We start from the raw sequence: 13610 nt of genomic DNA on the forward strand, positions 1-13610 counted from the left end.
CTCACCCCGGCCCTCTCCCAGAGGGAGAGGGGGAAAACGGCTGACGGGGAACATTGTTTATTCCCTGTCCCAGAGGGAGAGGGGGAAAACGGCTGACGGGGAACATTGTTTATTCCCTGTCCCAGAGGGAGAGGGGGAAAATGGCCGACGGGGAACATTGTTTATTCCCTGTCCCAGAGGGAGAGGGGGAAAATGGCCGACGGGAATATTGTTTATTCCCTCTCCCTTGTAGGGAGAGGGTTAGGGTGAGGGTAAACAAGCAGCGACGTTGTGGATGAGGGAAAAGCCGTACCTTCATAGAGCGACTTATCTGCTGCAAGGATGCAGGTGGGAAACCCGCTTACTTCCCCCAACCGCCGCTCTGCTCGCGGAACCCGGAAGCCTGCATAAACGCCGTCATCACGGCATGATCCTCTACGCCGACATCCGCCAGCCACCAGCGTGCGATAGTCGGGTTATCCCGCATAACCTCTTCCAGCAAATACTGCCCCACGCCTCTGCGGCGGGTAATTTCGCGAACTCGCAGAGAATCCAGCGCTCCGGCATCCCCTGTGAGCGTGACGCGCACCGCGCCGAGCAGGCGCTCGTTAAATTTTGCGGCGTAAATCCTTTCATTGTCGCTAAGCGTCAGCGAACTGCTGGAGTATTCCGGCCAGATCTTGCCGAGGTCAATTTTATCCTGAGCGCTAAACTCAAACAGACGAATGATAGTGAGTTTCATAAGTGACCTAACCAAAAAGCGGGAAAACCTCGAGTGTAACCAATTTATTTGCCTCAGACGCTTTATCTTTTTTATGTCGTTCAGCAGTTGATTACTTTTTGGCGTAAAGATAAGCCAGCCTTTAACGCGGCAGATTGAATCCTGACCAGGATAAAGCACTGAAATCCAGTGAATTGTTCGGCTCTTTGTACCGCTATTTTATGCTGGTTTTGGTGCTTTTTTTTGTTTAACTATGGCGAAATACAGAATATTATCTCTACTTAATCGCCTGAAAAATAGAGAGTTTAGCCTGATAAATTGTAAAATTTACCGCTAACTCCTTAAAGGCACTGATAAAAATGGTCATTGATTATAAAAGGTACTGAGTGCTTTTTAACCAAGTTATGGGGATGGAACGAATGAAGATGAACGCGAAGACATTACTGGCCGGGCTGGTGGCGTTGGCCGTGTCTCACGCGGCAACCGCGGGTGATATCAAAGTGGCTGTTGTCGGGGCAATGTCAGGCCCGGTCGCGCAGTGGGGCGACATGGAATTTAACGGCGCTCGCCAGGCTATCAAAGACATCAACGCCAAAGGCGGAATCAAAGGCGACAAGCTGGTTGGCGTCGAATATGACGATGCCTGCGATCCAAAACAGGCCGTGGCGGTTGCCAACAAAATCGTTAACGATGGCGTGAAGTACGTTATCGGCCACCTTTGCTCCTCCTCCACTCAGCCGGCTTCCGACATCTATGAAGATGAAGGCATCCTGATGATCACCCCGGGTGCGACCAACCCTGAGCTGACCCAGCGCGGCTACGGCATGATCATGCGTACCGCTGGCCTTGACTCTTCCCAGGGCCCAACGGCGTCCAAATATATTCTGGAACACGTTAAGCCGCAGCGCATCGCGATCATCCACGATAAGCAGCAGTACGGCGAAGGTCTGGCGCGCTCCGTGCAGGATGGCCTGAAAAAAGGCGGCGCTAACATCGTGTTCTTCGACGGGATCACCGCCGGTGACAAAGATTTCTCCACCCTGGTGGCGCGCCTGCAGAAAGAAAATATCGACTTTGTTTACTACGGTGGCTATTACCCGGAAATGGGGCAGATCCTGCGCCAGGCACGCGCCGTTGGTCTGAAAACTCAGTTTATGGGGCCAGAAGGCGTAGGTAACGCTTCTCTGTCCAACATCGCTGGCCCTGCGGGCGAAGGGATGCTGGTCACCATGCCTAAGCGCTATGACCAGGATCCAGCCAACAAAGCTATCGTTGATGAGCTGAAAGCGGCGAAGAAAGACCCGAGCGGCCCGTACGTGTGGATCACCTACGCGGCAGTTCAGTCTCTGGCAACCGCCATGGACCGCACCGGCAGCAAAGATCCTGCTGCGCTGGTGAAAGATTTAAAAGCGCACGGTGCGAACACCGTCATTGGGCCGCTGAACTGGGATGAGAAAGGCGATTTGAAAGGATTTGAATTCGGTGTCTTCCAGTGGCACGCCGATGGGTCGTCCTCCGTCGCCAAATAAGGCGACCACTCGTCATACTTCGAGCCGCAGGTTTGTTGGCTGCACATGTCCACCTCAGTCACATACTTATGTATGCTCCTGAGGATGAGCAAGCTTGCCGCCTTCCTGCGACTCGAATTATTTAGAGTGGATTCAATATCCCGTCCATACGGGTTTGGAAAGGTTAAGTTATGTCCGAGCAGTTTCTCTACTTCCTGCAGCAGATGTTTAACGGCGTCACGCTGGGCAGTACCTACGCGCTGATCGCCATCGGTTATACGATGGTGTACGGCATTATTGGCATGATCAACTTCGCCCACGGTGAAGTGTATATGATCGGCAGCTACGTCTCTTTTATGATCATCGCCGCGTTAATGATGCTCGGAATTGATGTGGGCTGGATGCTGGTGGGCGCAGGCTTTATTGGCGCCATTATCATCGCCAGCGCCTACGGCTGGAGCATTGAGCGCGTCGCCTACAGGCCTGTCCGCAACTCCAAGCGCCTGATCGCCCTGATTTCCGCCATCGGGATGTCCATCTTCCTGCAAAACTACGTCAGCCTGACGGAAGGTTCGCGCGACATCGCGCTGCCAAGCCTGTTTAACGGGCAGTGGATTGTGGGGGCGAGCGATAACTTCACCGCCACCATCACCACCATGCAGCTGGTTATCTGGGTGGTGACCTTCCTGGCTATGCTGGCGCTGACGCTGTTCATCCGTTATTCCCGCATGGGGCGCGCCTGTCGTGCCTGTGCTGAAGACCTGAAAATGGCCAGCCTGCTCGGGATTAATACCGACCGCGTCATCTCTCTCACCTTCGTCATTGGTGCCGCAATGGCGGCGGTAGCCGGCGTGCTGCTGGGCCAGTTCTACGGCGTAATCAACCCGTACATTGGCTTTATGGCAGGGATGAAAGCCTTTACCGCGGCGGTACTTGGCGGCATCGGCAGTATTCCTGGCGCAATGATTGGCGGCCTGATCCTCGGCGTGGCCGAAGCGCTGACCTCAGCCTATCTGAGTACGGAATATAAAGACGTCGTCTCCTTCGCGCTGCTGATCGTGGTGCTGCTGGTGATGCCTACCGGGATCCTCGGTCGTCCGGAGGTTGAGAAAGTATGAAACCGATGCACTTTGTTTTTTCGCTGCTCTCTGCGGCCATGTTCTTTGTTTTAGCATCGGTATTTATGGGCGTTCAGCTGAGCCTGGACGGCACCAAACTGGTGGTGAACAGCGCGCCTTCCGTGCGCTGGGAATGGGTCTTCATCGGCACCGCTGCAGTGCTGGTGTTCCAACTGCTGCGCCCGCTGTTCCAGAAGGGCATGAAGAAAGTGTCCGGACCGAAGTTTGTGCTGCCGGCGCTGGATGGTTCCACGGCTAAGCAGAAGCTGTTCCTGGTGGCGCTGCTGGTTGCTGCGGTGGCGTGGCCGTTCCTGGTGTCGCGCGGCACCGTGGACATTGCCACGTTAACCATGATTTACATCATCCTCGGCCTGGGGCTGAACGTGGTGGTGGGGCTGTCTGGCCTGCTGGTTCTGGGCTACGGCGGCTTCTACGCTATCGGCGCTTACACCTTTGCGTTACTGAATCACTATTACGGCCTGGGATTCTGGACCTGCCTGCCGCTGGCGGGGCTGGTGGCTGCTGCCGCAGGCTTCCTGCTTGGCTTCCCGGTGCTGCGCCTGCGCGGTGACTACCTGGCGATTGTGACGCTGGGCTTCGGGGAAATCGTCCGCATCCTGCTGCTGAACAACACCGATATTACCGGCGGCCCGAACGGCATCAGCCAGATCCCAAAACCGACCTTCTTCGGCCTGGAGTTTAGCCGTACCGCCCGCGAAGGCGGCTGGGATACCTTCAGTAATTTCTTTAACGTGGCCTACGACCCGAGCGACAGGATTATTTTCCTGTACCTGGTAGCGTTGCTGCTGGTGGTGCTGTCGCTGTTCGTGATTAACCGCCTGCTGCGTATGCCGCTTGGCCGCGCCTGGGAAGCGCTGCGTGAAGATGAAATCGCCTGCCGTTCACTGGGCCTGAACCCAACCCGTATCAAGCTGACTGCGTTCACCATCAGCGCAGCTTTTGCGGGCTTTGCCGGGACGTTGTTCGCCGCACGCCAGGGTTTTGTCAGCCCGGAATCCTTCACCTTCGCTGAGTCGGCATTTGTGCTGGCCATTGTGGTCCTGGGTGGGATGGGCTCGCAGTTCGCGGTCATCCTGGCCGCTATTCTGCTGGTGGTTTCCCGCGAACTGATGCGTGACCTGAACGAGTACAGCATGCTGGTGCTCGGTGGCCTGATGGTGCTGATGATGATTTGGCGTCCACAAGGCTTGCTGCCGATGACGCGTCCGCATCTGAAGCTGAAGAAAGAGCAAGTGAAAGGAGAGCAGGCATGAGTCAGCCATTGTTATCCGTAAGCGGTCTGATGATGCGTTTCGGCGGCCTGCTGGCCGTCAACAATGTCTCGCTTGAGCTGCATCCACAGGAAATTGTTTCACTTATCGGCCCGAACGGCGCCGGTAAAACCACGGTGTTTAACTGCCTGACCGGCTTCTATAAGCCTACCGGCGGCACCATTTTGCTGCGCGACCAACACCTGGAAGGCTTACCCGGCCAGCAGATTGCGCGCATGGGCGTGGTGCGTACCTTCCAGCACGTTCGCCTGTTCCGTGAAATGACGGTGATTGAGAACCTGCTGGTGGCGCAACATCAACAGCTGAAAACCGGTATTTTCTCTGGGCTGCTGAAAACCCCAGGTTTCCGTCGCGCCCAGAGCGAAGCGCTGGACAGGGCGGCCACCTGGCTCGAACGTATCGGGCTGCTGGAGCAGGCTAACCGCCAGGCAAGCAACCTGGCCTATGGCGATCAGCGTCGCCTTGAAATCGCTCGCTGCATGGTGACCCAGCCGGAAATTCTGATGCTGGATGAACCTGCCGCCGGCCTTAACCCAAAAGAAACCCATGAGCTGGATGAGCTGATCATGGAGCTGCGCAATCACCACAACACCACGGTGTTGCTGATTGAGCATGACATGAAGCTCGTCATGGGCATTTCTGACCGTATCTACGTGGTGAACCAGGGAACGCCGTTAGCCAACGGTACGCCGGAGCAAATCCGCAACAACCCTGACGTCATTCGCGCCTATCTGGGTGAGGCTTAAGATGGAAAATATAATGCTGTCGTTTGACAAGGTGAGCGCCCACTACGGCAAAATTCAGGCGCTGCACGACGTCAGTCTGCATATTAAACAGGGCGAAATCGTGACGCTCATCGGTGCCAACGGCGCGGGGAAAACGACGCTGCTGGGCACGCTTTGCGGTGACCCACGTGCGACCAGCGGCCGCATCGTGTTTGATGGCAAAGATATTACAGACTGGCATACCGCACGCATCATGCGTGAAGCCGTGGCAATTGTGCCGGAAGGGCGGCGCGTTTTCTCCCGCATGACGGTGGAAGAGAACCTGGCGATGGGCGGCTTTTTTGCCGAGCGTGACCAGTTCCAGTCGCGCATTAAGCGCGTCTACGATCTGTTCCCACGCCTGCATGAACGTCGTATCCAGCGGGCGGGCACCATGTCCGGCGGTGAGCAGCAGATGCTGGCGATTGGCCGTGCACTCATGAGCCAGCCGCGTCTGTTACTGTTAGATGAACCGTCGCTGGGGTTAGCGCCGATCATCATCCAGCAAATCTTCGACACCATTGAGCAACTGCGTAGCGAAGGGATGACCATCTTCCTCGTAGAGCAAAACGCCAACCAGGCGCTGAAGCTTGCCGACCGGGGCTACGTGCTGGAAAACGGCCACGTGGTGCTGGAAGATACCGGCGATGCGCTGCTGGCGAACGAGGCTGTAAGAAGCGCCTATCTGGGCGGCTAATAAAAAGCAAAACGGCAACCTCGGTTGCCGTTTTTTTTGTTTGTACCCTCTCCTCAAAGGGGAGAGGGTACAGCATGGGTTGAGTTTGAATTATTCAGGGAATACACGGGGAAAGAAAAATATATCTCCCGTCGACAAAGAAACATTTCATTCACTCAGCTGTAACTATTCTGTCATCCAGCCGTTATTTTTCTGTCATTCGAGCGTGTCATGTTACCTCGCGAGCATAAAACGCGTGATTTCGCGCATCCGGCACAACAAGAGAGATAACCGAATGACATCGTTACGACACACAGCTTTAGCGCTGACGCTTGGTCTGGCATTTGCCTCCCAGGCGATGGCCGTTACCACGATTCCTTTCTGGCATTCAATGGACGGGGAACTGGGTAAAGAAGTGGATTCTCTGGCAAACCGTTTCAATGAAACGCACCCTGATTACAAAATTGTGCCGGTTTATAAAGGCAACTACGACCAAAGCCTGGCGGCGGGTATCGCGGCCTACCGTTCCGGTAACGCTCCGGCCATCCTGCAGGTGTATGAAGTTGGCACCGCGACCATGATGGCTTCCAAGGCGATCAAACCGGTCTATGAAGTATTTAAAGACGCAGGTATCAAGTTCGACGAATCTCAGTTCGTCCCGACCGTGGCCGGGTACTACACCGACTCTAAAACGGGCCACCTGCTGTCCCAGCCTTTCAACAGCTCCACCCCGGTGCTGTATTACAACAAAGACGCTTTCAAGAAAGCCGGCCTGAACCCGGATCAGCCACCTAAAACCTGGCAGGACGTGGCGGCATACAGCGCCAAACTGCGTGCAGCGGGCATGAAGTGTGGCTACGCCAGCGGCTGGCAGGGTTGGATCCAGCTGGAGAACTTCAGCGCCTGGCACGGCCTGCCGTTCGCCACCAAAAACAACGGTTTTGACGGCACTGACGCGGTTCTGGAGTTCAACAAACCTGAGCAGGTGAAACACATCGCGCTGCTGGAAGAGATGAACAAGAAGGGCGACTTTACCTACTTCGGGCGTAAAGACGAGTCCACCGAGAAGTTCTACAACGGTGACTGCGCGATCACTACCGCGTCTTCCGGCTCCCTGGCTGACATTCGTCAGTACGCGAAATTCAACTACGGCGTAGGCATGATGCCTTACGACGCAGACGTGAAAGATGCGCCACAGAACGCCATCATCGGCGGGGCAAGCCTGTGGGTAATGCAGGGTAAAGACAAGCCAACTTACAAAGGCGTGGCCGAGTTCATGCAGTTCCTGGCTAAGCCAGAAATCGCCGCTGAATGGCACCAGAAAACCGGCTACCTGCCAATCACCACCGCCGCTTACGAACTGACTCGCAAAGACGGTTTCTACGATAAGAACCCGGGTGCAGATACCGCTACTCGCCAGATGCTGAACAAGCCACCGTTGCCGTTCACCAAAGGCCTGCGTCTGGGCAACATGCCGCAGATCCGTACCGTGGTTGACGAAGAGCTGGAATCCGTCTGGACCGGGAAGAAAACGCCACAGCAGGCGCTGGACGCTTCCGTCGAGCGTGGTAACCAGCTGCTGCGCCGCTTCGAGCAGTCTACCAAGTCTTAAGTTCTACCCTCGTCCCCTCCCGAAAGGGAGGGGACTGAGTACCGCGCTCTCTGTCACAGGAGAGCGTTGTGCTAAGGGGCAAAGCATCGCCTGTTCTAACATTAACCGAGTAACCCTATGTCATCATCTCGCCCGGTGTTCCGTTCAAGTTGGCTACCTTATGCGCTGGTTCTGCCGCAGCTGATCATCACCGTCATTTTCTTTATCTGGCCGGCGGGTGAAGCCCTCTGGTACTCGCTGCAAAACCTTGACCCGTTTGGTCTGTCCAGCCATTTCGTTGGCCTGGATAACTTCGTGCAGCTTTTCCACGATAGTTACTATCTGGACTCTTTCTACACCACCATGATCTTCAGCGGGCTGGTGGCGGGCTGCGGGCTACTGGCTTCGCTGTTCTTCGCCGCGCTGGTGGATTATGTGGTGCGCGGCAGCCGTTTTTATCAAACGCTGATGCTGCTGCCTTATGCCGTCGCACCCGCCATTGCCGCGGTGCTGTGGATCTTCCTGTTCAACCCAGGGCGCGGGCTGATTACCCACACGCTGGAAGAGTTTGGCTACAACTGGAACCACGCGCAGAACAGCGGGCAGGCCATGTTCCTGGTCGTGTTCGCGTCCGTGTGGAAGCAGATTAGCTACAACTTCCTGTTCTTCTTTGCCGCTTTGCAGTCGATTCCGCGTTCGCTGGTGGAAGCCGCAGCCATTGACGGAGCTGGCCCCGTGCGCCGCTTCTTCTTTATCTCGCTGCCGCTGATTGCCCCGGTGAGCTTCTTCCTGCTGGTGGTGAACCTGGTGTATGCCTTCTTCGACACCTTCCCGGTGATTGACGCGGCAACCGGCGGTGGCCCGGTGCAGGCAACGACCACGCTTATCTACAAGATTTATCGCGAAGGGTTTACCGGGCTGGATCTCTCTTCCTCGGCGGCGCAATCCGTGGTGCTGATGCTGCTGGTGATTGTCCTGACGGTGGTTCAGTTCCGCTTCGTTGAACGTAAGGTGCGCTACCAATGATTGAGAACCGTCGCGGGCTGACTATCTTCAGCCACACCATGCTGATTCTGGGCATTATCGTCATTCTGTTCCCGCTGTACGTGGCGTTTGTTGCCGCGACGCTGGACAACAAAGCCGTCTTCGATACGCCGATGACGCTGATCCCCGGTACTCACCTGTGGGAAAACATCAGCTACATCTGGACCAATGGCGTGGCGGTCAACAGCGCCCCGTTCGGCCGGATGCTGTTTAACAGCACGGTGATGGCGCTGGTGATCACTATCGGCAAAATTGCCGTGTCTATGCTGTCGGCCTTCGCCATCGTCTGGTTCCGTTTCCCGCTACGTAACCTGTTCTTCTGGATGATTTTTATCACCCTGATGCTGCCGGTCGAAGTGCGTATTTTCCCGACGGTTGAGGTTATCTCTAACCTGAAAATGCTCGACAGCTACACCGGCCTGACGCTGCCGCTGATGGCGTCGGCCACGGCCACGTTCCTGTTTCGCCAGTTTTTCATGACGCTGCCAGACGAGCTGATGGAAGCGGCCCGCATCGACGGCGCCTCGCCGATGCGCTTTTTCTTTGACATCGTGCTGCCGCTGTCCAAAACCAACCTGGCGGCGCTGTTCGTGATCACCTTTATCTATGGCTGGAACCAGTATCTCTGGCCGCTGCTGATTATCACCGATGCCGATTTGGGCACCGCCGTGGCGGGTATCAAGAGCATGATTGCCAGCGGTGATGGCGTGACGCAGTGGAACCAGGTGATGGCAGCGATGCTGCTCACGCTTGTTCCACCGGTTGTTATTGTTTTAGTTATGCAGCGCGCCTTTGTGCGTGGTCTGGTTGATAGCGAGAAGTAGGAACCTTTCATGGCTGGTTTAAAATTACAGGCAGTAACCAAGAGCTGGGACGGTAAAACCCAGGTGATTCAGCCGCTGACCGTGGACGTCGCGGATGGCGAATTCATCGTGATGGTCGGGCCTTCTGGCTGCGGGAAATCTACGCTGCTGCGTATGGTCGCCGGGCTGGAGCAGGTGACCAGCGGGGATATCTGGATCGACAGCCAGCGCGTCACCGACATGGAGCCCAAAGAGCGTGGCATCGCCATGGTGTTCCAGAACTATGCGCTCTATCCGCACATGACGGTGGAAGAGAACATGGCCTGGGGCCTGAAAATTCGCGGTCTGGGCAAAGAACAGATCCGCCAGAAAGTGCTGGAAGCCGCCCGTATTCTGGAGCTGGACGCGCTGTTAACTCGCCGCCCGCGCGAACTTTCTGGCGGCCAGCGCCAGCGCGTTGCCATGGGCCGCGCCATCGTGCGCGATCCGGCGGTATTCCTGTTTGACGAACCGCTATCCAACCTTGATGCCAAGCTGCGCGTGCAGATGCGTCTTGAGCTTCAACAGCTTCATCGCCGCCTGAAAACCACCAGCCTGTACGTGACGCACGACCAGGTTGAGGCTATGACCCTCGCCCAACGCGTGATGGTGATGAACAAAGGCGTGGCGGAGCAGATTGGTACACCCGTCGAGGTTTACGAGCGCCCGGCGAGCCGCTTTGTGGCAAGTTTTATTGGCTCTCCGGCAATGAACCTGCTGGATGGCAACATCAGTATCGACGGCTCACGCTTTGAGCTGGACGGCGGCGATGCGTTGCCGACCGGCAGCCAGCGTCTGCAGTGGGTTGGCCGCCCGATGACCTTGGGTATCCGCCCGGAACATATTGCGCTAAGCTCACAGGCGGCAGGTGGCATCCCGATTGTGGTGGAAACCCTTGAAATGCTGGGGGCTGATAACCTGGTTCACGGCCGCTGGGGCGGTCAAAAAGTGGTGATTCGCCTTGGGCATCAGGAACGCCCGCAGCCGGGCACCACGCTTTGGGTCCACCTGCCGGAAGAACATCTGCACTTCTTTGATGGCAAAAACGGACAACGTTTATGAGCAACTGGCCTTACCCAAAAATCGTCGCCCACCGCGGTGGCGGTAAACTTGCGCCGGAAAACACCCTCGCGGCAATCGACGTCGGGGCTCGTTACGGCCACACCATGATTGAGTTTGACGCCAAGCTCTCGCGCGACGGGCAAATCTTCCTGCTCCACGACGACACGCTCGAGCGTACCAGCAACGGCTGGGGCATTGCCGGTGAGCTAACCTGGGACAATCTGCTGAAAGTTGACGCGGGAAGCTGGTTCAGCCGTGACTATGCGGGCGAGCCGCTGCCGCTGCTTTCTCAGGTGGCTGAACGCTGCAAAAAGCACGGCATGATGGCCAACATTGAGATCAAGCCAACCACCGGCCTGGAAACCGAAACCGGCAAAGTGGTTGCGCTGGCCGCCCGTGAGCTGTGGGCCGGGCAAACGGCACCGCTGCTTTCTTCCTTTGAGATCGAGGCTCTGGAAGCCGCACAGCTTGCTGCTCCTGAACTGCCTCGCGGTCTGCTGCTGGATGAATGGCGTGATGACTGGCAGGAACTGACGACCCGGTTAGAGTGCGTGTCTATTCACCTGAATCATCAACTGCTTGATGAAGCTCGGGTGAAAGCGTTGAAAGCCGCTGGACTCTATATTCTGGTTTATACCGTAAACGTTCCCCATCGCGCGGCCGTGCTGCTGCAGTGGGGCGTCGATGCCATCTGTACCGACCGCATCGACGAGATAGGCCCGGACTTCTCCGCATAACGCCTTACGGCGTGACTGGCGGCGGCAGCGTTGAACCGTTTGGCTTCAACATGCCGCCGTTATTTCCTTTTAGCATCCCACCATTGGTGTTCGCCAGCGGGTTCATGCCCGGCTGCGACTGCAGGACACGCTGCTGATTGTTGTTGAGCTGCGTCTGAAGCTGCTGTTGTTGAAGCTGATTTTGCGATTGTCTCTGCTGCTTTAACATCCCCTGCTGCTGAGACTGCTGCGTTTGCATCTGCGTCAGCATCCGCTGCTGGCTCGGGTTCTGATAGTCCGGCAGATTAGGGTTGTTGGTGTTGTTAAGCGGCTGTGCGAGCGCGGTTAGCGGCAGCAAGGCTGCCAGAAGCCATACCTTTTTCATCGTTATCTCCTCCCATCAGGGGTTGCTTAAGTTTACTCCGTTTCCTTTATCACGGTGATTATTTCGGATTTGTGAACCAGGCTTAAGCGGGGAATTTCCCCGGGTAAATGAGGATATAACGATGATAAAGCAGTGGAAAACTTTGCGTTGGGTAGCGATTCCAGCCATGACAATCGGGCTGTGTTTGACGGTTATAGCCGCTCCTCCGCCGGTCTCTTATGGCGTGGAAATGGACGTTTACCATCCGGTGCGCGCGGAGCACGGCATGGTGGCTTCGGTGGACGCAGCTGCGACTCAGGTGGGCGTCGATATTTTAAAGCAGGGCGGTAATGCGGTAGATGCCGCGGTCGCCGTGGGTTATGCCCTTGCGGTCACGCACCCGCAGGCGGGCAATATCGGCGGCGGTGGTTTTATGATGCTGAGCACCAAAGACGGCAAAACAACCGCGATAGACTTCCGGGAAATGGCGCCAGAAAAAGCCAGCCGGGATATGTTCCTCGATGATAAAGGCAATGCGGACAGCAAGAAGTCGTTGACCTCTCATCTCGCTTCCGGCACCCCAGGCACGGTGGCCGGGTTTAGCCTGGCGCTGGAAAAGTACGGCACCCTGCCGCTGAATAAAGTCGTGCAACCGGCTATCAAACTGGCGCGGGACGGCATCATTGTGAACGACGCGCTGGCGGACGATCTGAAGCAGTACGGCGCGGAAGTGATCCCGAATCACGCCAACAGCAAGGCTATCTTCTGGAAAGCGGACGGAGAGCCGCTGCAGAAAGGTGACAGGCTGGTGCAGGCCAACCTGGCGAAAAGTCTGGAGATGATTGCCGAACAGGGGCCGGATGCTTTCTACAAAGGGGCGATTGCCGACCAGATTAGCGAAGAGATGGCGAAGCACGGCGGGCTGATAAGCAAGGCGGATTTGGCCAACTACAAGGCGATTGAGCGTAAGCCCGTCAGCGGCGAATACCGTGGCTACGAAGTCTATTCCATGCCGCCGCCGTCCTCCGGCGGGATCCACATCGTGCAGATCCTCAATATTCTCGAAAACTTCGATCTGGCGAAATACGGCTTTGGCAGCGCGGATACCCTGCAAATCATGGCCGAGGCGGAAAAATATGCCTACGCCGACCGCTCGGAGTACCTCGGCGATCCGGACTTTGTGAAGGTGCCGTGGCAGGCGCTGACCAGCAAGGCTTATGCGAAATCGCTGGCGGAGAAAATTGATATCAACAAGGCTCGCCCGTCGAGCGAAATCAAGCCGGGTAACCTGGCCCCGTACGAAAGTAACCAGACCACGCATTTTTCCGTGGTGGATAAAGACGGTAACGCCGTGGCGGTGACTTATACGCTGAATACCACCTTCGGCACCGGGATCGTGGCCGGTAATACCGGCATTCTGATGAACAACCAGATGGATGACTTCTCCGCTAAGCCGGGCGTGCCGAACGTCTACGGGCTGGTCGGTGGGGAGGCCAACGCAGTGGGGCCGCACAAGCGTCCGTTATCTTCGATGTCGCCAACCATCGTCGTGAAGGACGGAAAAACCTGGCTGGTCACGGGCAGCCCTGGCGGGAGCCGAATTATTACCACAGTACTGCAAATGGTGGTCAACAGCATCGATTTTGGCATGAACGTGGCAGAAGCGACCCATGCGCCGCGCTTCCATCACCAATGGCTGCCGGATGAACTGCGGGTGGAGAAAGGCTTTAGCCCGGATACGCTGAGGTTGCTGAAAGAGAAGGGGCAAAACGTCGAGGTAAAGGCTGCGATGGGCAGCACGCAGAGCATTATGATTGCGCCGGACGGGAAGCTGTATGGCGCGTCTGATCCACGTTCGGTGGATGATTTAACCGCGGGGTATTGATTGCCCCCTCACCGAGAGGGCGGCAATAAACACGCTTGTTTTCCCCCT

The 13610-nt window shown here is 56.5% G+C and carries 13 protein-coding genes; 11 read left to right on the forward strand and 2 right to left on the reverse strand.

Going from position 1 to position 13610, the window contains the following annotated elements; translation table 11 throughout:
- Positions 1-340 precede the first annotated feature (340 nt).
- Positions 341-721, reverse strand: coding sequence for an aspartate 1-decarboxylase autocleavage activator PanM (gene panM / locus F3J29_RS17400; RefSeq protein ID WP_166867957.1), 381 nt, complete (start codon positions 719-721; stop codon positions 341-343).
- Between the two features lie 398 nt (positions 722-1119).
- Between panM and livK the strand changes: the two genes are divergently transcribed.
- The 10 genes from livK to ugpQ all read left to right on the forward strand — a co-directional run bounded on the left by livK (position 1120) and on the right by ugpQ (position 11334).
- The gene (livK, locus tag F3J29_RS17405; protein WP_039288573.1) at positions 1120-2229 is read left to right on the forward strand and encodes a high-affinity branched-chain amino acid ABC transporter substrate-binding protein LivK; all 1110 of its coding nucleotides are present in this window, start codon (positions 1120-1122) and stop codon (positions 2227-2229) included.
- Between the two features lie 170 nt (positions 2230-2399).
- Positions 2400-3326, forward strand: a complete 927-nt coding sequence (livH, locus tag F3J29_RS17410) for a high-affinity branched-chain amino acid ABC transporter permease LivH (RefSeq protein ID WP_166867959.1) — start codon at positions 2400-2402, stop codon at positions 3324-3326.
- Positions 3323-4600, forward strand: coding sequence for a high-affinity branched-chain amino acid ABC transporter permease LivM (locus F3J29_RS17415; protein WP_166867961.1), 1278 nt, complete (start codon positions 3323-3325; stop codon positions 4598-4600). Before livH ends, F3J29_RS17415 begins: the two co-directional genes overlap by 4 nt.
- Complete coding sequence (livG, locus tag F3J29_RS17420) at positions 4597-5364, forward strand: high-affinity branched-chain amino acid ABC transporter ATP-binding protein LivG (protein ID WP_166867962.1); 768 nt, start codon at positions 4597-4599, stop codon at positions 5362-5364. Before F3J29_RS17415 ends, livG begins: the two co-directional genes overlap by 4 nt.
- A gap of 1 nt (position 5365) precedes the next feature.
- Positions 5366-6079 (forward strand): high-affinity branched-chain amino acid ABC transporter ATP-binding protein LivF, encoded by a 714-nt coding sequence (gene livF / locus F3J29_RS17425; protein WP_166867965.1) that lies wholly within the window; start codon positions 5366-5368, stop codon positions 6077-6079.
- Between the two features lie 274 nt (positions 6080-6353).
- Positions 6354-7670, forward strand: a complete 1317-nt coding sequence (gene ugpB, locus F3J29_RS17430) for a sn-glycerol-3-phosphate ABC transporter substrate-binding protein UgpB (RefSeq protein ID WP_166867967.1) — start codon at positions 6354-6356, stop codon at positions 7668-7670.
- A gap of 117 nt (positions 7671-7787) precedes the next feature.
- Positions 7788-8675 carry a sn-glycerol-3-phosphate ABC transporter permease UgpA gene (gene ugpA, locus F3J29_RS17435; RefSeq protein WP_008457934.1) on the forward strand — a complete coding sequence of 296 codons (888 nt, stop codon included), beginning with the start codon at positions 7788-7790 and terminating at the stop codon, positions 8673-8675.
- Positions 8672-9517: a sn-glycerol-3-phosphate ABC transporter permease UgpE gene (gene ugpE / locus F3J29_RS17440; RefSeq protein ID WP_008457932.1), complete on the forward strand. Its 846-nt coding sequence runs from the start codon at positions 8672-8674 to the stop codon at positions 9515-9517. Before ugpA ends, ugpE begins: the two co-directional genes overlap by 4 nt.
- 9 nt (positions 9518-9526) lie before the next feature.
- Complete coding sequence (locus F3J29_RS17445; protein ID WP_008457931.1) at positions 9527-10597, forward strand: sn-glycerol-3-phosphate import ATP-binding protein UgpC; 1071 nt, start codon at positions 9527-9529, stop codon at positions 10595-10597.
- Positions 10594-11334, forward strand: a complete 741-nt coding sequence (gene ugpQ, locus F3J29_RS17450; RefSeq protein ID WP_166867969.1) for a glycerophosphodiester phosphodiesterase — start codon at positions 10594-10596, stop codon at positions 11332-11334. The genes F3J29_RS17445 and ugpQ overlap by 4 nt, the downstream gene beginning before the upstream one ends.
- A 4-nt stretch (positions 11335-11338) precedes the next feature.
- Here ugpQ and F3J29_RS17455 read toward each other — a convergent pair whose 3' ends face one another.
- Positions 11339-11698, reverse strand: coding sequence for a DUF2756 domain-containing protein (locus tag F3J29_RS17455; protein WP_166867972.1), 360 nt, complete (start codon positions 11696-11698; stop codon positions 11339-11341).
- Positions 11699-11819: 121 nt separating this feature from the next.
- Between F3J29_RS17455 and ggt the strand changes: the two genes are divergently transcribed.
- The gene (gene ggt, locus F3J29_RS17460; RefSeq protein ID WP_166867974.1) at positions 11820-13562 is read left to right on the forward strand and encodes a gamma-glutamyltransferase; all 1743 of its coding nucleotides are present in this window, start codon (positions 11820-11822) and stop codon (positions 13560-13562) included.
- Positions 13563-13610: the final 48 nt, after the last annotated feature.

Source organism: Enterobacter sp. Cy-643 (genome assembly GCF_011752815.1).
In the GTDB taxonomy this organism is placed as follows: domain Bacteria; phylum Pseudomonadota; class Gammaproteobacteria; order Enterobacterales; family Enterobacteriaceae; genus Cedecea.